This window comes from Prochlorococcus marinus str. MIT 0912, assembly GCF_027359595.1.
Taxonomy (GTDB): domain Bacteria; phylum Cyanobacteriota; class Cyanobacteriia; order PCC-6307; family Cyanobiaceae; genus Prochlorococcus_B; species Prochlorococcus_B marinus_C.
Window position 1 is genome coordinate 1,847,285 of record NZ_CP114783.1, and the last position, 21,151, is coordinate 1,868,435.

Annotated in this window: 21 protein-coding genes; 12 read left to right on the forward strand and 9 right to left on the reverse strand. The window is 34.9% G+C overall.

Annotated features, from left to right (window positions below; genetic code table 11):
* Positions 1-30 precede the first annotated feature (30 nt).
* Positions 31-1,812 carry a proline--tRNA ligase gene (locus O5640_RS10555; protein ID WP_269612435.1) on the reverse strand — a complete coding sequence of 594 codons (1,782 nt, stop codon included), beginning with the start codon at positions 1,810-1,812 and terminating at the stop codon, positions 31-33.
* Between the two features lie 173 nt (positions 1,813-1,985).
* Between O5640_RS10555 and O5640_RS10560 the strand changes: the two genes are divergently transcribed.
* The 5 genes from O5640_RS10560 (at position 1,986) to lepB (ending at position 4,494) form a co-directional block, all read left to right on the forward strand.
* Entirely contained in the window at positions 1,986-2,447 is a 462-nt protein-coding gene (locus O5640_RS10560) for a resolvase (RefSeq protein WP_269612436.1), read from the forward strand.
* Between the two features lie 103 nt (positions 2,448-2,550).
* Positions 2,551-2,805, forward strand: a complete 255-nt coding sequence (locus tag O5640_RS10565) for a hypothetical protein (RefSeq protein WP_269612437.1) — start codon at positions 2,551-2,553, stop codon at positions 2,803-2,805.
* Positions 2,792-3,319 (forward strand): inorganic diphosphatase, encoded by a 528-nt coding sequence (locus O5640_RS10570; RefSeq protein WP_269612438.1) that lies wholly within the window; start codon positions 2,792-2,794, stop codon positions 3,317-3,319. The genes O5640_RS10565 and O5640_RS10570 overlap by 14 nt, the downstream gene beginning before the upstream one ends.
* Positions 3,320-3,372: 53 nt before the next feature.
* Positions 3,373-3,732, forward strand: a complete 360-nt coding sequence (locus O5640_RS10575) for a Spx/MgsR family RNA polymerase-binding regulatory protein (protein WP_269612439.1) — start codon at positions 3,373-3,375, stop codon at positions 3,730-3,732.
* A 69-nt stretch (positions 3,733-3,801) separates the two neighbouring features.
* The gene (lepB, locus tag O5640_RS10580) at positions 3,802-4,494 is read left to right on the forward strand and encodes a signal peptidase I (RefSeq protein ID WP_269612441.1); all 693 of its coding nucleotides are present in this window, start codon (positions 3,802-3,804) and stop codon (positions 4,492-4,494) included.
* Here the strand turns inward: lepB and O5640_RS10585 are convergent.
* Entirely contained in the window at positions 4,469-5,743 is a 1,275-nt protein-coding gene (locus tag O5640_RS10585; protein WP_269612443.1) for a dihydroorotase, read from the reverse strand. The genes lepB and O5640_RS10585 overlap by 26 nt on opposite strands.
* 4 nt (positions 5,744-5,747) lie before the next feature.
* Positions 5,748-7,076 (reverse strand): histidine phosphatase family protein, encoded by a 1,329-nt coding sequence (locus O5640_RS10590; RefSeq protein WP_269612444.1) that lies wholly within the window; start codon positions 7,074-7,076, stop codon positions 5,748-5,750.
* Between the two features lie 109 nt (positions 7,077-7,185).
* Here O5640_RS10590 and O5640_RS10595 point away from each other — a divergent pair, with 109 nt between their 5' ends.
* The 4 genes from O5640_RS10595 to O5640_RS10610 all read left to right on the forward strand — a co-directional run bounded on the left by O5640_RS10595 (position 7,186) and on the right by O5640_RS10610 (position 11,976).
* Positions 7,186-8,532: a CPBP family intramembrane glutamic endopeptidase gene (locus tag O5640_RS10595; RefSeq protein WP_269612445.1), complete on the forward strand. Its 1,347-nt coding sequence runs from the start codon at positions 7,186-7,188 to the stop codon at positions 8,530-8,532.
* 84 nt (positions 8,533-8,616) lie between these two features.
* On the forward strand, positions 8,617-9,081 hold the full coding sequence (locus O5640_RS10600; RefSeq protein WP_269612447.1) for a hypothetical protein: 465 nt from the start codon (positions 8,617-8,619) through the stop codon (positions 9,079-9,081).
* A 7-nt stretch (positions 9,082-9,088) separates the two neighbouring features.
* A complete protein-coding gene (locus O5640_RS10605) occupies positions 9,089-10,885 on the forward strand; it encodes a peptidoglycan D,D-transpeptidase FtsI family protein (protein ID WP_269612448.1) in 1,797 nt (598 codons plus the stop codon).
* 92 nt (positions 10,886-10,977) lie between these two features.
* Positions 10,978-11,976: a transaldolase gene (locus tag O5640_RS10610; protein ID WP_269612449.1), complete on the forward strand. Its 999-nt coding sequence runs from the start codon at positions 10,978-10,980 to the stop codon at positions 11,974-11,976.
* Positions 11,977-11,979: 3 nt separating this feature from the next.
* On the opposite strand, the gene O5640_RS10615 is transcribed toward O5640_RS10610, so the two are convergent.
* The 5 genes from O5640_RS10615 to O5640_RS10635 all read right to left on the reverse strand — a co-directional run bounded on the left by O5640_RS10615 (position 11,980) and on the right by O5640_RS10635 (position 16,454).
* Complete coding sequence (locus tag O5640_RS10615; protein ID WP_269612450.1) at positions 11,980-13,110, reverse strand: NAD(P)/FAD-dependent oxidoreductase; 1,131 nt, start codon at positions 13,108-13,110, stop codon at positions 11,980-11,982.
* On the reverse strand, positions 13,107-13,655 hold the full coding sequence (gene frr / locus O5640_RS10620) for a ribosome recycling factor (protein WP_269612451.1): 549 nt from the start codon (positions 13,653-13,655) through the stop codon (positions 13,107-13,109). The genes O5640_RS10615 and frr overlap by 4 nt, the downstream gene beginning before the upstream one ends.
* 52 nt (positions 13,656-13,707) lie before the next feature.
* Positions 13,708-14,421: a UMP kinase gene (gene pyrH, locus O5640_RS10625; protein ID WP_269612452.1), complete on the reverse strand. Its 714-nt coding sequence runs from the start codon at positions 14,419-14,421 to the stop codon at positions 13,708-13,710.
* A gap of 97 nt (positions 14,422-14,518) precedes the next feature.
* Positions 14,519-15,211 carry a cob(I)yrinic acid a,c-diamide adenosyltransferase gene (cobO, locus tag O5640_RS10630; protein WP_269612453.1) on the reverse strand — a complete coding sequence of 231 codons (693 nt, stop codon included), beginning with the start codon at positions 15,209-15,211 and terminating at the stop codon, positions 14,519-14,521.
* A gap of 82 nt (positions 15,212-15,293) precedes the next feature.
* Entirely contained in the window at positions 15,294-16,454 is a 1,161-nt protein-coding gene (locus O5640_RS10635; RefSeq protein WP_269612455.1) for a site-specific integrase, read from the reverse strand.
* 71 nt (positions 16,455-16,525) lie between these two features.
* On the opposite strand from O5640_RS10635, the gene hemH reads away from it, so the two are divergent.
* The 3 genes from hemH to O5640_RS10650 all read left to right on the forward strand — a co-directional run bounded on the left by hemH (position 16,526) and on the right by O5640_RS10650 (position 19,972).
* Positions 16,526-17,701, forward strand: a complete 1,176-nt coding sequence (hemH, locus tag O5640_RS10640; protein ID WP_269612456.1) for a ferrochelatase — start codon at positions 16,526-16,528, stop codon at positions 17,699-17,701.
* 144 nt (positions 17,702-17,845) lie between these two features.
* Positions 17,846-19,606: a biosynthetic-type acetolactate synthase large subunit gene (ilvB, locus tag O5640_RS10645; RefSeq protein ID WP_269612457.1), complete on the forward strand. Its 1,761-nt coding sequence runs from the start codon at positions 17,846-17,848 to the stop codon at positions 19,604-19,606.
* A gap of 18 nt (positions 19,607-19,624) precedes the next feature.
* Positions 19,625-19,972 (forward strand): nuclease, encoded by a 348-nt coding sequence (locus tag O5640_RS10650; protein WP_269612458.1) that lies wholly within the window; start codon positions 19,625-19,627, stop codon positions 19,970-19,972.
* A gap of 288 nt (positions 19,973-20,260) precedes the next feature.
* Here O5640_RS10650 and O5640_RS10655 read toward each other — a convergent pair whose 3' ends face one another.
* Positions 20,261-21,148: a Tab2/Atab2 family RNA-binding protein gene (locus O5640_RS10655; RefSeq protein WP_269612459.1), complete on the reverse strand. Its 888-nt coding sequence runs from the start codon at positions 21,146-21,148 to the stop codon at positions 20,261-20,263.
* Between the last annotated feature and the right edge of the window lie 3 nt (positions 21,149-21,151).

The following is a 21,151-nucleotide window of genomic DNA, read 5'->3' on the forward strand; positions in this document are numbered from 1 at the left end:
CTAGAGTCATTTGGGCTAAATTTATAGTTTTTAGGTATTAAATTCTTCAGAAAGTTTTTTTAAAACAGATCCTACATTTAACGATTCTGTGACTTTTGCTTTTCTATTATGTAATTCAACCAGTCCAGAACTAGCTTCTCTACCAACAACAATTCTCCATGGGATGCCAATAAGGTCTGCATCTTTAAATTTTATTCCAGCTCTCTCGTCCCTATCATCAAGTAGAGCATCAACCCGATTTTCTAATAATTTTTGGTAGATCTCTTCGGCTAAACATGTTTGTTCAACATTTTTTATGTTGGCAATAACTATTATTACTTCAAATGGGGCAATTGATACTGGCCAAATAATACCTAAATCATCGTGATTTTGTTCTACGGCTGCTTGAGCTAATCTGGAAATACCAATTCCATAGCAACCCATCCAAAAGTTCTCTTCTATACCTTTGTCATTGGTGAAAGTAGCATTTAACGATTTTGAATACTTAGTTCCCAACTGAAATATATGCCCTATTTCTATTCCTCTACATTCTTTAAGCTTTTGTGTTTTGTCATGGATACATCTGTCTCCAAGCTGGGCTTTTCTAATATCACATATCAGATGTTCAGTATTAATTAAACTCCAGTTATAGAATATTTTATGTTCATCCTTATTATTGCTTCCACATATAAAACTTTTAAGATCTTTTACAGAATTATCTGCAATTCTTATGAATTTTTTTTCCCATTCCTTTGATTTTGTTATTAAATCATCGCTAAGATCAGGACCTATAAACCCAAATGGAATATTATTAATACCTTGATTCTCTATATCTTCATAAGAAATTTTTCTAATTTCCAGTACATTTTGTTTTAATTTAAATGATATTTCATTTGAAAGTTTAATATCATTTACTTCTTGGTCCCCTCTTATACTTACGAGAATAGGGTATTTTTTATTATTATCACAGGTTGCTAGATAAGCTATAACTTTTACAATTTGACTTGGGTGGAAATTATTGTGGTTACATAATTCATCTATTGTTTTTTGATTAGGAGTCTTGATTATTGAAGGTTCATCAATTTCTAGTAATTCTCCTTCTTCGATAATAGAAACAGCTTTTTCTTGATTGGCTCCATATTTACCATCAGAACTTATTAAAATTAAATCTTCTCCAGATTCGGCGGTAACCATAAATTCTTGAGATGCTGCTCCTCCAATAGCTCCACTGTCTGCTTCGACACAAACAAAATCTAGACCGCATTTTGAAAATATATTTTGATAGGCATTTCTCATCTCTGAATAAGTTGACTGAAGATCATTCTCGTTTGCATGAAAGGAATAAGCATCCTTCATGATGAATTCTCTACTTCTCATTAATCCAAATCTTGGTCTTATTTCATCTCTGAATTTTGTTTGAATTTGGAATATATTTATTGGTAATTGTTTGTAGGAGTGAATAGTCTGAGAAATTATATGAGTAATTACTTCTTCATGAGTTGGCCCCAAACCTAATTCTTTACCTTGTCTATCTTTAAGGCTAAACATAATACCTTCTCCCTCTGTATATGATTTCCACCTCCCACTTTTTTCCCATATATCTGAAGGCTGAAGTTGAGGGAGAAGAGTTTGAAGACATCCTTTCGTTGATAACTCTTCCTCAACAATTAGGGTTATTTTTTTTAAAACCTTCCAAAGTAATGGCATGTAAGCATAAATACCTCCTGTAAGACGTTTGATGAAGCCTCCTCTTACAAGTAATTGATGTGAAATTATGTCGGCTTCCGCAGGGACGTCTCTGAGCGTGTTTAGCATTAGGCGGGAGACGCGCATGAGCCTAAAATTTATATCGTTATGAGATTAGTACTCTAGTGTTGGCCGTAAGAATATCTATATTGTTTGTGCGGGAATCATGTTGTTTTTTTAAAGTGTCCAAATGTACATGGTGTTAATTTGATTCATCTGCTAACTTCTGTCACATGTTTTTCTAGAATCTTTCTTTCGCAATGTTTAACGGCTCAGTAAATTCAGGAACAAATGGAAGATCAGAAGAGTCTTTAGATAAATTATTTAATACAGCTTCTAATTCAAGCGATTCATTATTGACTATTGACGAAGTTCAGAAAACATTAAATAGATCTAGGGCTTCCGTATACAGATATACAAATACTGACACTAGGAATCTAAATCCTCCCTTCAACCCAAGAAAACTAAACACTGAATTTAGAAGTGATCAAAAAGATCAATTACTTTTTCACCCCAATGAAGTTGCAAGATTTGCAAAAGATATACTCAGAATTAAGGAAGTAACAGTAGAAATATTGAATTCTCCCTCATCTGAAACTCAAAGTATTCTAAATGCAATACTTGATGAGTTGAGAATAATAAGAAATAAGCTTGATGGACAGTCTGATAACAATCACTCTATTCCCAGTCATTTAAAAGATACTGATAGAAAGGTTGCCTAGTTATTCTTAAATTCGGGGTAACGTATATATAATTTATAAATAATTGATTGTTTTAATTGATTTTTACACATTCGACTAACGATTTATTTATTTCAAATTTTAAATGGATTTAGAACCACATTTAATTAAGAACCAATCTTCTAAGCTAGATCCACCTTTTCTTAATACAGAAAAAGATCAACTATCTTCTGATGATGAAGATCCTTACAGTTTTAATAGTACCTCTACTTCTTTAATTGGTTTAGCAATAGTATTTGTAATGCTTGGAATACCATTGTTTGCTGTCATTAGCGAAAGGCAAGAAACAACAAACAGAAACAGCCTACCGACTTCAATAAATCAAAATGGACCTGAGTGATCTTCCTCCTTCCCCATCGCCTGGATTAGTAAATCTAGTTGTTGAGATTCCTGCAGGCAGTAGAAATAAATACGAGTATTTTAGCTCTGCAGGAATTATGGCTCTTGATAGAGTTTTGCATTCTTCAGTGAGATATCCATTTGATTATGGATTTATCCCAAACACTCTTGCGGAGGATGGAGCACCACTTGATGCAATGGTCGTTATGGAAGAACCTACTTTTGCCGGTTGCTTGATCAAGGCAAGGCCTATAGGAGTTCTTGATATGCATGATTCAGGGGCCTACGATGGCAAACTTCTATGTGTACCTACGGCAGATCCAAGACAAAGAGAAATTAATACTATTAAGCAAATAGCTCAGAACCAATTGGAGGATGTTGCTGAGTTTTTTAGAACCTATAAAAGCTTGGAAGGAAGAGTTATCGTAATAGACGGATGGAGAGACTATGATGCTGTTGATGAATTATTGAAAACTTGTATAGATGCACATCACACTAATTTGTCACTGAAATAATTAATTTAATCTTATCTTTTTGGATAAAATGATTTTTTCTAGGCATTAAACACTTGAAATTATTTAGTTATTCTTCATGTTCAACTTGTCGCAGGGCGATTAAGTGGCTTGAAAACAATGATATTTCCTTCGAATTAGTTGATATTTTAAAATCCCCTCCTTCCAAGGAAATGTTAATCTCAGCAAGTGAGCTATATGGACATAGAAAATATCTTTTAAATACTAGTGGAGCTATATATCGTTCTATGGGTTCGGATGTTGTCAAAAAAATGACTGATAACGAATTGTTTGAGAAACTTTTTATTGAACCCAGATTAATAAAGAGACCTTTTTTATTTAAGTCTAGTAAATGCTTTTTAGTTGGATTTAAAGAAGAAATGTGGTCTGAAAAATTACTTAGAAATTCAAATTAGGTCTAACATTGACTTGAAACAGTAGTCTTTACAAATAAAGTAAACTACAAACTTATTATTTATAAACAAGTGCAGCAAAAGCAGTCAAACTCGATTAAAGAAACTAAAAATTGTTGGTGGTACTCTTTTTTTGATACGTGGGGACCTATTTCTCTAACTGTTCTATTGTATATAGGCATTCGTCATTATATAGCAGAAGCAAGATATATTCCCTCGGGTTCGATGCTGCCAGGATTGAAAGTAAATGATCGACTAATTGTTGAAAAACTTTCTTTGCGAAATAGGGCTCCTTCTCGTGGGGAAATTGTAGTTTTCAACTCACCATATTCCTTTGATAAGAAATTGATAGCAGATAGAAAAAAACAACTTCCGTCTAAATTTCAATGCTCATTTTTAACTTTTCCATTGATTTCTTGGATACCAACTTTATCTGATCGTGCTTGTGATGCTTATATCAAAAGGATAATAGCTGTAGGAGGAGATCGTATTTTGATTAATGGTAAGGGAGAGATTGTTTTGAACGGTAGGTCAATCAACGAACCATATGTTGAATACTTCTGCCCAAGTCAACCTAGATTTAATCTATGTCGTCCAATGACTACAATTGTTCCAAAAGGACATGTGTTCGTTTTGGGCGATAACCGAGCTAATAGTTGGGATAGTCGTTTCTGGCCAGCAGGGGGATTCTTACCCCAGAAAGAAATAATTGGGAAAGCAAGCTGGCGTTTTTGGCCTGTCAGTCGTTTTGGCAAGCTTGATTAATAAGTCCACAATCTATAACTTTCCCAATTATTTTTTTGTCTTTGATAGGTTGATTAGTTGCTGAAGTTAAATGTTTTTCTTCATTAGATTGGTACCATTCTTTGTCAGGATCAAATAGTAACCAGCGATTACTATTTAAACTTAATTTTTCCTCAGCTTGGTTTAGGAATTTTGATGGACCAAAACTAATTTTTTTCCATAATTTTTCCACTTCCCACCCTGACTTTCTTATTAATTGATCCCAGAGAAGAGGTAGAACAAGGTTATAGCAACTAATCCCTTTTTTTCTTTTATTTGCAGGAAGTTTAGTCTCAGAGTCGTCTATAGGAGTGGAATGAACAGATATTGCTGTTAAAACATCATCCTTTAAACCTTGTATAAGTGAGGCTCTATCTCTGGGGGACCCTAATGAAGGTGTTACGCTCCATCCAATATCAAAAGGGGAAAGACTGGAGTTGTCATTGACTAAATGCCACCATAAGATGGTTGCCATTGGATTAGAGGATGCATTTTTAAGAATTGAGACGCCATCAGCTGTAGAAATATTCATTAACCTTACTGCAATTTCAGGGTATTGCTTATGAAGCTCAAGTAATTGGATTAAAGGAATAATTTCGCTTTCAACTGGATCAGGGGGCCAGCCTGCTCTAAGTGTATAAACACTTTCTCTAGACATTCCTCCAGCTTGTAGTGTTTTATCTCTTGGTGCAAATAATACAGGGTAATTCTTCATTTCTCCAAGTGAAAAACCTTTTTTAAGAAGCTCTATGGGAGGCATGAAATCGTCATCACTTAAACCAATGGCTCCATTTTGTAGTAGTTCAGAATGTTTAGACAGAGCAACTCCCTCCCCACCCAGGCTAAAACCTCCCCATAAGTGTATTAAAACATCACTTTTGATAGTCTTTAAAGCTATAATCGACTCGATTTGATCTCTCCATGAATCAGATCTAGGAAGAATACCTAATTGACCATATCCAGAAAATGTTGCTTTTTCTATTAGTGAATAGATATTCTCTTCCTTACCATTAAAGGGGGATTCCAAAAATGAATGAGGGTCAACAAGGCAAGGTGCAATAAGCATATTTTTAGCTTTTTGAGGCTTGATCCCTAAAAGTTCTGCATTTTGAAGTGCCTTGCGGCCAAATGCTTTAAGCACACCATTTTTGATTAAAACAGTTTCCCTCTTTAAAGATGATCCAGCATTTTCAAGTATTTGAATATTTTCAAACAAATAACTACTAGTCATTTAATTAAAGTGCTCCTGCAGCTGTTGAGTCGATAATTCCTCCCAAATGTGAAGTGATATTTAGACAGATGATTGTATCTGGTTGACCTTCTTTTTCTGAGAGGTCAATGACTGTAATGCCTCCATTACCCTGTTTTATCATCCAAATTTCTGATGGCATTAACCCTAATAGATGGCAAAGAATTGTTTTGTTAACTGCATCATGAGCTACAACCAATGCCGTTTCACCATTTTTTAGATCTTTGCGAATTTCATTCCAACCGGTAATTGATCTCGCGGAGACTTCTTTTATATTTTCTCCTTCTGGCATTTGAACTCTTTCAGGAGAGATTTTCCATGTTTTAAGAAGATCTGGCCAGTCGGACTTGATCTCAGACTCCAACTTTCCTTCCCATTTTCCGTGACCAATCTCTTTGAGGTTATCTTTAACAGAAATTTCGATCCCCGGATGTTCATTTAGAATTATCTGAGCTGTTTCTTTTGGTCTTGATAGAGAACTACTAAAAGCTTTTTTTATAATAGTATTTTTTAAAAATACACTTGCAGCCTTTGCTTGAGCTTTCCCGTTTTTATTTAAGGGAATATCAATTTGTCCTTGGAACCTTCCCTGTTTATTCCAGTCTGTTTCACCATGCCTGACTAAAATAATTCTTTTTTTACTACTTTTTTGGGGAATACTAGGATACAAATGAGCGATATTATTTAGACATTGAATTTGAACTTGTCTATCCCGCCAATCATTAAAAGTAACATTACAAATTGAGATTGAGCTATTGTCTAACTTCAATCTTTTAAATCCTTTTGAAGGCTCATTAATTAATTTCAGTATCAAGCACCTAAGAATTGCATTATGGGCAACTATTACAATCGTTTTATTAGAACCTAAATGAGAATTAAATAAATTTTTTAAGAAAGTTTCGGCTTGATGTAAGAGTTCTTTAATTGGTTGGAATTTTGTACCGTCTTCTCTATTAATGGTTAGTTCCTTAGGGTTTTTTTGCCAAACAGAAAGCTCTTCTGGAAAGCGATCTTTTAGTTCATTTTTTGTTAAACCACTCCAAGGCCCAAGGTCAACCTCTAAGAGCTCATCTGTATAAGTTGCATGAAGGTCGTCCTTAAGTTGTTTGATTATGATTTTTGTTGTTTCTGATGCTCTTTGCAAAGGGGAACTATAGATTGCATCTATTGGAATAGAAGAAATTGTTTTTCCAGCAGCTTCAGCTTGTAATTGTCCTTCTTTAGTTAATGTTGAAAGGTCGTTTCTTCCTTGAATACGACCTTCCTTGTTAAAACTACTCAATCCATGCCGGACAAAAATTAGACGCAATGTCATTAAATAAAGTGTCTTCTAGATAATTATGGTATTAGCCATGAGGGCAATCTAATGTTCTTTTAGTAAAGATAGAAGTCTTTCTCCATGTCAGTCTTCACAAGTTGATTTTATGAGACAAGCCAAAACTAGTTGGAAATGGGCCATAGCTTTATTTTCATTGCTTTTAACTGTTCTGATATGGCGACAAGGCTTACAAGAAAGCTTTGAACGACCCTCAGTGGCTCCAAAGATTTCCTTGATGCAAACTGAGATGGCAGTTTCAGCTTCTTCAGCCATACCTGAATCTTTACAAGATTTATTTTTAGGTTCAGAACCCGAAGAAAAACTATATCAAACTCTTAAAAAGATTCCTTTGGAACAAATTGAGGATAGGCAAAGACTCTTATTAGCAGTTATGGAAGAGTCTGAGGATGAGCAGAAATTAATCTTGAAGACAAATTTTAAGGATAAAAATTTTGAAACGATTAGAGGATATATATTAGATAGACAAAAAGGTAAAAAATTAACTGAATTCCCTAATATTGATGAGATTAAATTAGATCCTTTTCTTTATAAAATTTCATGCTCTAATCTGGGTTTTTCGGATGAAAAGTGTATTAATAAAAAATATAGTTCCCTCTCTGCTTTAAGACTCTTAACCTCACAATTACTACCTTTTTTTGCTTCTTTTATAGGATGTATTTTATTGATTAGGTATGCTTTTATTTTCTTAAGAAAGAAAAATACTCCATGGCCAGAAATGATAGCTCCTCCTTTAACATTAATAGATATGGTTCTACTTATTTCTGGCGGTTTTGTTGTTATTGGTGAAGTTTTTTTTCCCGCGTTAATAATACCCATAACTGATTTATTGTTTAATAATTTATCCTCTCCATTAAAAGAGTCTCTCAGAGTATTTATTGGTTACTGCTCAATGACTATAGCTCCTTTATTTATAATTAGATATCAATTAATGGGTCTGGTTTCTTCGGGAATTGATGGAGGATGGTTGCAATGGAAAATCAAACCAATCCAAGCAGGCATTCTTAAATCAATAAGTGGATGGTTAATGGTTATGCCTTTAGTTCTGCTTAGTGGGTGGCTAATGAATGAAATTTTTGGTGATCAGGGTGGAAGTAATCCTTTGTTGGAATTGGTTTTAGGTAGTGATGAATTTATTCCATTGTCTTTGCTTTTGATTACAACCGTTCTTTTAGCTCCAATCTTTGAAGAGTTAGTCTTTAGAGGTATTCTTTTACCAGTATTGGTATCCAAAGTTGGAAAAATCAGCGGAGTTTTATTGAGTGCCTTGATCTTTGCTTTGGCTCATTTAAGTGTAGGGGAATTACCCCCTCTATTCGTTTTAGGAATTGGTCTTGGTTTAATGAGATTGAGTTCAGGAAGGTTATTTCCTTGTGCTCTTATGCATTCTCTTTGGAATGGAGTGACTTTTATTAGCCTGCTATTGGTAGCTTGATATTAAATAAAAAAAACATCAGTATTCCAGCTCTTGCAGTTGCTTGATCAAGGTGTTTGACTTGAATTACTTTCGAACTTTGATTTGTTTAGTCGCACTCTATATAAAGAAAAAGTAAGACAATTTCAAAAAAAGAAGTTGCCAAAGGGATTATTAAACAGTGTTTTCTCATCAAAACAGGTTCAAAGAAAATTTCCAATTCAGGCTGCGCTTCATATCGTTTTAGATGGTGCATTGGTAGGCATACTCACGACAGTGGCGATAATGTCGTCAGTTGCTTTGCACTCTCAATATTTGTGGACTAAATCTTTTACTAAACTTGAAACCACTAGAGACTTGAACCGAAGGATATTGGAATCAACTTCAATTCTTGAAAGTTACCTATTGAAAAATCAAAAGTTGTCTAGAAATTTAGTCCCGACAAAAGCGGAAGATCTTCTATATTTGGCCAGACCAAAACCAGAAGAAACTAAAATAAAATTAGATATGACATTTAAAAGTAGATTGCTAGAGAGAATATCTTCTTTTCCTTTTAAGTCAGGTTATTAATAATTTTATGAGAAGTATGAATTCTAGAAAGAAGAGAAAGACTTCTAAAGTAAAAACTCCTGCGCCCCTATCACAGTCTAGATTAAGAGTTGTCTTTGTTTTATTATGCCTTGGACTTGGGGGACTTTTTTTAAGAGTAGGTTGGCTTCAACTATTTCGGTCTGATCAATTAAGAGCTCTAGCACGCGAAGTTCAAACAGAACAAAAAAACCCTTTGGGAACACGTCGATCTATTTTAGATAGAAATGGGAAGCTTGTCGCAATAGATGAGAGACGTTTTAAAATCTGGGCTCATCCTAAATATTTTAAGTTTCCTGGTGATTCATCTAGGACAGTGCGTAAACCATATGAAGTAGCAAAACTTCTTTCTACGCCATTATCCAAAAGTGTTGATGAAATTTTGAATAAATTAGGAAATTACTCTTCAGGAGTAAAACTTGCAGACGGGGTAACACCCGAGAAGGCTAATAGAATTAAAAAACTTGGAATCAGTGGTATTGACTTGGAGGCCTATCCTCAAAGGCTTTATCCTCATGGGTCACTTTTTGCAAATGTAGTTGGTTTTTTGGATATAGATAGAAGACCTCAGGCTGGACTGGAATTAAGTTTAGATAGAGATCTAAAGCGTCAAGAGAAAACAAGTGTAATCAGAAGAGGAGCTGATGGAACTCCTTTACCTATAGGTGTTCAACGTGGTGTCTTTGATGAAGATCAACTTAGTCTACAACTAACCTTAGATGTAAGGCTTCAAGAGGTAGCCGTTAAAGAAATAAGTAAGCAAGTAAAGAAGTGGAATGCAAAAAAAGGCGTTGTAATTGTAATGGATATAGAGACCGGAGAACTTTTGGCATTAGCTTCTACACCGACATATGATCCTAATAAATATTGGGATTATTCTCCTTCTCTTTTTAAAGAGTGGTCAGTGCAAGAATTATTTGAACCTGGTTCTACCTTTAAGCCAATTAACTTGGCATTGGCATTGGAGGAGGGAGTTATAAGCCCTAATGGAGAAGTGAATGATGATGGTCTGGTTACAGTAGGAGGATGGCCTCTCTCTAATTGGGATCGAAAACCTAATGGGATATTGACTTTCCCTGAAGTATTACAAGTCTCAAGCAATGTAGGTATGGTTAAGATTATGAATAAATTGAATGCGAGTAATTACTGGCAATGGTTAAGACGCTTGGGCATTGATGAAATACCAGAGACTGACCTTCCTGGAGCAGTCTCTGGCCAAATAAAATCAAAACAGACTTTTGTAAATCAACCCATAGAACCTGCGGTAGCCTCCTTTGGCCAAGGATTTTCTATTACTCCGCTTAAACTAGCTCAATTGCATGCTTTGATTGCGAATGGTGGCAGACTTGTTACGCCTCATATTACTAAAGGCCTGAAAGGTGATTATGAGTCGTATTTCAATACTCCTTCAGAAGCTAAGCAGGTTTTATCTCCTGAGGTTACAAATACTGTTCTTGGATGGATGGAAACTGTTGTCTCCTTTTACGATGAAAGTGGTATTGAGGTAAATGTTCCTGGATATCGAATTGGAGGGAAAACTGGGACGGCACAAAAATCGCAAGATGGTTTGAACTATAATTCAAAAATTTGTAGTTTTGTTGCAAGTCTTCCTATCGATGATCCTCGCTATGTCGTTTTAGCAGTTATTGATGAACCCCAAAAACCAAATGCCTATGGATCAACTGTCGCTCTCCCTGTGGCAAAAAAAATTATTGAGACTTTACTCGTAATAGAAAAAATACCTCCAAGTATTTCTAAAAAAGAACATTTAGCTATCAAAAGCTAAGAGATGGCTAAATTTTCTCAAAAGTTCAAATTAAAGGGTGAAATCCTTAAAAAATATAGCTAGTCTATGGCCTATGAAAGACGTTTTTAATTATGGAATCCCTTCTTAATCAGTTATCTTCGATGACTGTAGTGGTGGCTGATACTGGTGATCTTGAAGCGATCAAAAAATTTCATCCCAGAGATGCTACAACAAATCCTTCTTTAATTCTTGCGGCCGCACAAATTCCTGCTTATCAAAATTTGATTGATCAAGCACTTGCTACTTCAAGAGAAATGCTAGGAGCCAGTGCCTCTAATACTAATGTGGTTAAGGAAGCTTTAGATGAACTTTGTGTGGTCTTTGGTAAAGAGATTTTGAAGTTAATTCCTGGCCGTGTTTCAACAGAAGTTGATGCAAGGCTGAGTTTTGATACTGATGCCACTATTGCAAAAGCAAGAAAAATAATTGCTAAATATAATCAAGATGGTATTTCTAATGACCGGGTTTTAATCAAAATTGCTTCTACATGGGAAGGAATAAAAGCTGCTGAGGTATTAGAAAAAGAGAATATACATTGCAATTTAACTTTATTGTTTAATTTTTATCAAGCAGTTGCTTGTGCTGAGGCAGGTGTAACGCTTATTTCACCCTTTGTTGGAAGGATTTTAGATTGGTATAAATCTGCTACAGGAAGAGATTCTTATCCGGCAACTGAAGATCCAGGTGTGGTTTCTGTTACTAAAATATTTAATTATTTCAAGTCGAATGGTTATAAGACAGAGGTTATGGGAGCAAGTTTCAGAAATATAGAGGAAATAACTGAGCTTGCAGGATGTGATTTATTAACAATTTCTCCTAAATTACTTCAGCAACTTAATCAAACATATTTGGACTTGCCAATTAAGTTAAACGCACAAAAACCTTTATTAGTTGAAGAGACAATTCATCTAGATCAGACATCTTTTGAACTAATGATGGCTGGAGACAAAATGGCTACGGAAAAACTTAATGAAGGAATTAACGGTTTTAGTGAAGCAATTGATAAATTAGAAAATCAATTGAACGAAAGACTTGAGTTTATTGAAAAAGGAATTGCCCTAACTATTTGAACTTCAATTCTGAAAGACTAATCTCTTGATTACTCTTTTTGCAATGTCTTCATAACTCATCTCACCTGAAAGAATTTGTGCAATTCTTTTTGGAGCAGTTGGCCTTTTTATACCTAATTGGTATCCAACTTTGGGAAAACGATAAAACACTTGAGAAATTCTTTTACCCCAAGCCATCGAATTCCCCCAGTTTTTTTGCATTGTTTTTGTATAGGTATCTAAACAGTTGACTTCTCCATCCAGCCAATAAATAAGGCTTTTTGCAGCTTCAAAACCACTCATCAAAGCAGGTCTTAATCCCTCTGCTAAAAAAGGATCACATAATGAGGCAGCATCTCCAACTAAAAGAATTCCTTCTGCGTTTAATTTACACTGGCCATTCCATACCCTTAATTTTTTTTCATGGCCAATTACTTCAGAAGGATCAAAACCTAAATCAGGTAGAAAGGATTTAAGTATTTCATTAACTGGAATTGAATTTTTATTACCTAGAAAAGTTCCTATTCCAATATTTACTTCATTATTTAGTGGAAAGGCCCATGCAAAACCATTCTTTACTAAGCCAAATTCAAATCTAGCGGTTTCACTCCTTAAGTTTCCCCTCTTGCTAATTCTCCCTGAGAAAGTAGAAGCAAATTTTTGTTGATTTGGACCTAAATTAAAAGTTTTAGGCCATGGTGATTGAGATCCATCAGCAATAACAACTGCTTTCGCTTCTAGTTGTCTCCCGTCAAGGGCGGTAATTTGCCAAATATTAGACTTTTTTTTTATATCGACAACATTAAAAGTTGTCAATATATCACAACCGGAATTTAATGCTTGGTTTAATAGGTATGAATCGAGCTTTTCACGTTTAACTATCCAAAAAGGAGAGGATCCAGATAGATTAGCTATCACTTTGTCGGTATTGCACCAACTAAACTCTACTTTTGTTATTACTTCATCAACTATTGGTAAAAGTTTAAAAGGAAACCAATTTTGCACTGCAGCAGACATACCACCACCACAGCTTTTCTCTGGAGAGGAGATATTTTTTTCAAGAATACATACATTTTTACTTTTACTAGCTAGATGAAATGCCGCAGTAGCACCTGATGCTCCCCCTCCAATAATGGCAACATCTATGATGGTCAAACTTTTAAAATCTCAGCTTCTTTTTCTGAAAGTTTTTTTTCAATATCTTTAATAAAATTATCCGTCTCCTTCTGAATTATTTCTTGTTCATCTCTGCTTTGATCTTCAGAAAGATCACCATCCTTCTCAGCTTTCTTGACTCTCTCTATTGCATCACGCCGTATATTCCTTAGGGCAACTTTACCTTCCTCTGCATATTTGGATGCGAGTTTACAAAATTCTTTTCTACGCTCTTCAGTTAAGGGAGGCACATTGATACGAATTATTTTGCCATCATTATTTGGAGTGAAACCTAGATCACTTGTAGCAATCGATTTTTCAATTGAAGCTAATGAGCCCAAGTCGAAGGGTTGAATTGCTATCGTTTGAGAGTCAGGAGTAGTGATAGTCGCAAGTGACTTAAGAGGAGTGTCAGCTCCGTAGTATTCGACTGAAACTCTATCTAATAAAGACGTATTTGCTCTCCCTGTCCTAATAGTATTGAAATTCCTCTGAGCTGCTTCAACAGATTTGCTCATTGTGGTTTTAAGTTCTTGGTTTGACATTTAGATAAAGTTATTGCGAATTGATTATTAAAAAGGTTCAAAAATTTTAGCCTTAACTTGAATTGGATATCCTTGATCCAATTGGTTCGCCAGAAATAGCCTTTGCAATGTTCCCAGGTTGAAAAATATTAAAAACAACTATAGGGATTTTATTATCTTTGCAAAGAGCAATAGCAGTGCTATCCATTACTCCTATCTCGTTGGCCAATACATCTTGAAAGGTGAGATTGTCATATTTGACAGCATCAGAGAACTTTTTTGGATCTCGATCGTAAACCCCATCAACTTTCGTAGCTTTGAAAACAACTTCTGCGTTAATTTCAGCGGCTCTAAGCGCAGCAGTGGTATCAGTTGTAAAAAACGGATTGCCGCACCCACCTCCAAAAACCACTACCCTCCCTTTCTCAAGATGTCTTATTGCTCTTCTTCTTATGTATGGTTCAGCAATCTGTTGCATATCAATAGCAGATTGAACTCTTGTGGGGACTCCAGCTCTTTCTAATCCATCTTGAAGTGTGATTGCATTCATTACGGTTGCAAGCATTCCTACATAGTCAGCAGTAGCTCTATCCATACCTGCCGCAGATCCTTTTAGACCTCTAAAAATATTTCCCCCGCCAACCACAATTGCTATTTGCGTTCCATTTTCAACTACTTTTGAAACATCCTTGGCAATAGATTGAACAATTTCAGGATCAATTCCATAAGGTTTTTCTCCCATAAGAGCTTCACCACTGAGTTTTATAAGTGCTCTAGAGTATTTCATTAAAAATTCATAACAAATTGACAGTAGCAAGTCCTGGGAGAACGTCTTTATATCTGTATTGGATCCCTTGCGATGGAAATATTTTCAAGATTAGGGATTAATATTCAATTCCCTTTTGTGCTTTTACTGCCTGCTCTCTAAACGGATGGTGGATTAATTTCATTTCTGTTACAAGGTCAGCTGATTCGATTAATTTTTTTGAAGCTCCTCTTCCAGTTAATACTACATGTGTTAAATCGGGGCGTAAATTTATGCCATTTATAATTTCATCTTCATCTATATATCCAAGTTTGATTGCAACAATAATCTCATCTAAAATTATAAGTTTATAATTTGGGTCTTTGATATAAAATAATGCTTTTCTCCAACTTGACTTAACTAAATTTATATCTTTATTTCTATCTTGTGTTTCCCATGTGAACCCTTCCCCACAGGCATGGAACTTTACTTTATCCTCAAATATTCTCAAGGCTAATGACTCTCCTGGTTCCCATCCCCCTTTTATAAATTGAATTATTGCAACTTGATGGTTATGACCAAGAGTTCTTAATACCATCCCAAGAGCTGCTGTAGTTTTACCTTTCCCATTACCAGTATTAATTATTATAAGGCCTTTTTCTTTATTTCTTTCTTTTAATCTTTGTTCTTGAACTTCTTTCCTTTTTTTCATCCTTTCGCGATATTTTTCTTCGGTAATATTTTGTATTAAATTACCACCCATCCCTATTTTCTCTGCACTCTTATCTAGGTTATTTAGTCTTGAATCTTCTTTGGAAATCTTATTGTTCATTTCCTTAGATTAAATTATATAAGTTAATAAAAAGAATAATTTATAGAAATGAGATAGCTATGAATATTCATTATTCTTCTTGTTAATACTTGCCTCTAGATAGGGCACTATCAACAGCTAGTTGCTGATCTCTTCTTGTTATCCAATGATGATAAGTTTTTGTATGTATTGAAACTGAGTGTCCCATCATTTTTGCGGCTACAGTATTTGGCAGGCCTATCAAGATGGTCCTAACTGCCCATGCATGTCTTAAATCATATGGGGTAAAAGATATTTTATATCTTTTAAATTGTTCAGAGACTCTTCTTCCGATATGTTGAAGGGTTGTCTGTTTTAGATCTGTTTTAATATCTGGGAGTAAATCAAAAGTATCGGTTTTGTTGTCTAGCTGAAAAAAACCAACCCATTCAGGATGAAATGGCCAAACTTGATGCTCTCCTGTTTTTGTATTTGGGAAAACCCGAAGTATTTTATCCCCACCTTTTTTTAAACAAGATAAGTCACTAAAAAAGACTTCATGATTTCTAAGCCCATATGTTGCCATTAATCCAAAAACAAATCTCCATTTTGGATTTGGTATTAATTGAAAGCTATTAATAATTTCTTCATCACTAGGTAATGCTCTGAAATTAGATTCGTGTATTCCATAACCACTTTGAAGTTGTTTCCAGTTCTCAGGTAGTTCTACTTTAAGATGTTTTGCTAAAGCGCTTAAAACAATTCCACATTGTTGCCTGCTCCTTGAGTTTTCTTTGTAACTTAAAAGGATCTTCACTAGAAGCTCCTCGTTTAATTTATGGGTAGATTTATTACTTACTCCGATCAACCTATTCAAATATGGTTTGTAAGCAGACTGCCAAGTGCTTAACATTCCTGCTTGTGATTTGCTTCTAGAAGTATCAGCAAAAAAATGTTTTTTAAAGCTTTCTATTTCATTGCTGACTACTGAGTTATTAGTTTTTATCGATGAGATGGCTTTTTCTTTAATCCAATGAGACCAAGAAAATTGATTTTTTTTAAGTTGAAAATCAACCAATTCAATTGCTTTTTTAGCCTCTTCTAAGCCTTTAATGTTAAATGGGAGTCTAAGACTTATTCTTTGAATTTTAGAAAGATTATGAAATTTCTTATCCGGCAAAGAGCCTCTAATGTTTAAAACTTTACCCCTTTTCTCAATTCTTAGATTGATTCCCTTCTCTTCAAGCTCATGGTTTATATCTATTAACTTTTGATTCTCGTCCATGATCCTGTAAATTTAGCTAGCTTTACCTTGAGAAGGGTTTGTATAACCCTTTATAAGGAGTTTTTTCTAATATGGCTCGGGTTGGTGTCCTCTTATTAAATCTTGGAGGTCCGGAGAGGATTAAGGATGTTGGACCATTTTTATATAATTTATTTTCGGACCCAGAGATAATTCGTTTACCAGTTCGTGCTTTTCAAAAACCTCTTGCTTGGCTTATAAGCTTATTAAGAAGTAGTAAATCACAAGAGGCTTACAGGTCTATTGGAGGTGGATCACCTTTACGTCGTATCACTGAGCAGCAAGCAAGAGAACTCCAAAGTTATCTTAGAAACATTGGGATAGATGCAACTACATATGTTGCTATGAGGTATTGGCATCCATTTACTGAGTCAGCAGTAGCAGATATGAAGGCTGATGGCGTTAACGAAGTTGTTGTTTTACCTCTTTATCCCCACTTCTCTATAAGTACAAGTGGATCTAGTTTCAGAGAATTAAAAAGGTTAAGAGATAGCGACTCAGAGTTTGAAAAATTATCAATTCGTTGTATTCGAAGTTGGTTTGATCATCCAGCTTATGTATCTTCAATGGCTGAATTAATAAAGAAACAAATCCTTGCTTGTGAATTACCCCAAGAGGCACACGTTTTTTTTACTGCACATGGTGTTCCCAAAAGTTATGTCGAGGAAGCTGGCGATCCTTATCAAGATCAAATACAAAACTGTTCACTTTTGATTATTGATCAACTTGAAAATTCGCTTGGATTCAGTAATTCATTCTCATTAGCTTATCAAAGCAGAGTTGGACCAGAAGAGTGGCTAAAACCATATACTGAGGAAGTCTTAGAAAAATTGGGAAAATCAGGCATCAAGGAACTTGTTGTAGTCCCAATAAGTTTTGTGAGTGAGCATATTGAAACGCTTCAAGAGATTGATATTGAGTACAAAGAAATTGCTAATAAAAATGGAATTGTTAATTTTAAAAGAGTCCCAGCACTAGATACCTATCCTTTGTTTATTGAGGGATTGGCTGATTTGGTTTCTTCTTGCTTAAACGGCCAAGGGATTAGTTTAGAGGAAGCATCAAAATTGCCAGAAAGAGTAAAACTTTATCCTCAAGAGAAATGGCAATGGGGATGGAATAACAGCTCTGAAGTTTGGAATGGAAGAGTTGCAATGATTGTTTTTCTTTGTTTTTTGATGGAATTAATAATTGGAGGAGGACCTTTGCATCAAATAGGATTATTGTAAAAAATTAAAATAACTATATTTCTTGGTTAATTTGATAACAGCTTGTTATGAAAAATCAGAGGATTTAATTAAATCTTTGCTTAATTTATTTTAATTGAAATTAAGCATACTAGGATTTATTGTTAGTCTAGATTTCCTTCTGCCGTGACCCTGACTTCTGCATCTAATCAAATAGGAGATTCAGGAACACAAACTCAATTTGAGATGACAGGAGCTGATGCCTTGATGGATTCTCTTCGTAGGCACGGCGTAGATACTATTTTTGGCTATCCAGGCGGAGCAATCCTTCCAATATATGATGCTGTTTTTAAAGCTGAGCAAGAGGGGTGGTTAAAACATATTCTTGTTCGACATGAGCAAGGGGGAACTCATGCCGCAGATGGTTTCGCTAGAGCAACTGGTAAAGTAGGTGTTTGTTTTGGTACCTCAGGTCCTGGGGCTACGAATCTAGTCACAGGAATAGCAACTGCTCAGATGGATTCTGTGCCTCTTGTCGTCATAACAGGACAAGTTCCCAGACCTGCTATTGGAACCGATGCTTTTCAAGAAACAGATATTTTTGGGATAACACTTCCAATTGTTAAACATTCATGGGTCGTAAGAGATCCATCTGAAATTGCAAAAGTTGTAGCTCAAGCTTTTCTTATTGCCGCATCCGGTAGACCAGGTCCTGTTTTGATTGATATACCAAAAGATGTTGGACAAGAGATGTTTAAATATCTTCCTGTCGAGCCAGGTTCAATAAAGCCCCCAGGCTTTGAACTACCATTCGCACCAGAACATAAAGCTATAAGTGCAGCTTTAGATTTAATTGAAAATGCTGAGCAACCACTCCTTTACGTTGGAGGAGGCGTTATTTCTTCGGGGGCGCATGAGTCGTTAGATGCGATCGCTAATAGATATCAAATACCCGTAACAACAACTTTGATGGGAAAAGGCGCATTTGATGAACGTGATCCTTTATCAGTTGGGATGCTTGGCATGCATGGAACAGCGTATGCAAATTTTGCCGTGACTGAATGTGATTTGTTGATTGCCATTGGAGCAAGATTTGATGACAGAGTCACAGGGAAATTAGATACTTTTGCCCCTAAAGCAAAAGTAATTCATTTTGAGATTGATCCAGCTGAAATAAATAAAAATAGAGTAGTTGAAGTCTCTGTATTAGGTGACGTTGGAATTAGCCTTGTTAAATTATTAGATCTCAGTAAACAAAGAAAAACAAATCCAAGAACTTCTAGCTGGCTTAATAAAATTAAAAACTGGAAAAATAATTTTCCTTTGATTACTCCACCAAAAAAAGGAGAGATTTATCCACAGGAAGTATTAATCGCTTTAAGAGACTTGGCCCAAGATGCTTATATTACAACTGATGTTGGACAACATCAGATGTGGGCTGCTCAATATTTGCTTAATGGGCCAAGACAATGGATTAGTAGTGCAGGACTTGGAACAATGGGTTTTGGAATGCCTGCTGCAATGGGAGTTAAAGTTGCTTTGCCTAATGAGCAAGTCATTTGTATCGCCGGTGATGCAAGTATTCTCATGAACATTCAAGAACTTGGAACTATTGCTCAATACAAGTTAAATTTAAAAGTAATCATTATCAATAATCATTGGCAGGGGATGGTTAGGCAATGGCAAGAAAGTTTTTATGATGAACGATACTCGGCTTCTAACATGTCTGTAGGTGAACCTGACTTTATTTCGTTATCTAATGCTTTTGGGATTAAGGGTATTGTGATTTCAGAAAGAGACCACTTAATACCTCAACTTCAGAAGGCCTTGGTGCATGAAGGACCCGTTCTCGTAAACGTAAATGTAAGAAAAGGTGAAAACTGTTATCCAATGGTTCCACCCGGGAAAAGTAATGCTCAAATGGTTGGTATACCTGATATTAATTAATAATTTAAACAACTTTCTATGAATAATTTTTATATAAAAACTTTAATATTATTTCTTTCATTTTTTTGTTTTTTTTCTCAAGTTTATGCAGCAGAGATTTTGCAAGTTAGTAGTTCATCTGTTTTGTTAATTGGAGACAACAATCGAACTTATACAGTGAAAATAGCATGCACAGAAATCAGCCCTGACTTCGAAGAGAAATCTATTGTCTGGTTAAAAAGACAATTACCAAGACATACAAAGGTAAACTTAAAGCCTAAAGGATCACTAGATGGAATGCTAATAGCGAAAATTATTCCTTTTAACAGTAAAATTGATATAACTGAGAAATATATAAATGAAGGATTGGCAACAAATAACTGTTAAGTAAATCATAAAATTCTAAATATCTATGATTTGAATAAATTCAACTCCATGAGCTAAATAAGTTTTTTATAAGAATTAAATAGCCTTGGATTTAATTTTGGCAAAGTATATTTAGATTAATGAGGCTTTATTTAATGCTTTTCTTGAATGATTTTATCGCCATGTATTTCCTCTAAATAATAAATATTATTTATTGTATAAGTTGATTTTATAATTCTTTTTAATCTTAGTAAAAATTATGTTTTAAGTTTTTATCAAAAAAGATAAAATTGGAAATAAATGAAATTATTAAATCTCTCCAATATCCTTTAGCATCCAAAAACCATCTAAAGAATTTTCTTCAGGACTTTTCTGAACTGAAATAAATTGAAGTCCATCTGCCTCTATTTTTGTATTTATAAAATTATTTTCAATAGCTTCTTTTGCTTCTTTATCGACATCAGTTACTAACCATCTGTCAGATTGCCCTGCTTCTAAAATTATTTGAGTACCTTCTATTAAAAGCTTTGCTGGTTCAAGCCCCCCAAGCCAAGCTGCAAGTGCTAATGATCTTTTTGGACTAAAAAGTCTAATACCAGGAATAGAAATATGTTGATCAATTGAATCTTTTATTGGAATTAAATTAGAGAATTGTATTTCCCATTCATCAGCCTCTCTAAGTGTATTTAGAGAAAGTGAAGCAAAGCTCCAAGAGTCTCCTCTTACTTCTTCTGGTAATGGTATGGCTTGGTTCGCAATTGGGCTTGATGGAGGAGCTAGGTTGACGCCAATATACCCTTTTTGCTTAGGGTAAAAGCTCTTTTCTCTATCATTAATCCACTCTAATAATGAATATGTTCTTCTGCTAGATATAAGTTCAATTCCGATTTGATCTGCAGCACGTTTTATCATTGTTTTCATTGAGGATCTCCAACAACGAATAACAGAAGGCTTCTCCCAGCCTTGTGAGCAAGCTTCATCAATAGCTTCTTCTAATGCATTTTTTAACCAAATAGAATTAACACTATTGGCAGGACATGTTTTTTCCCATTTAAATGTTTTCGTATCTTTGAAATTATTTGTAGAAGTAATTAGTAGTTCCCACCTCTTTTTTCCATTTTCATCAATTATTGGTCGGGAATAAAAATCTAGTTCCCAGTCTGTGTTTTTTAAATCAGATTTTTTTGTAGCGATCACAAT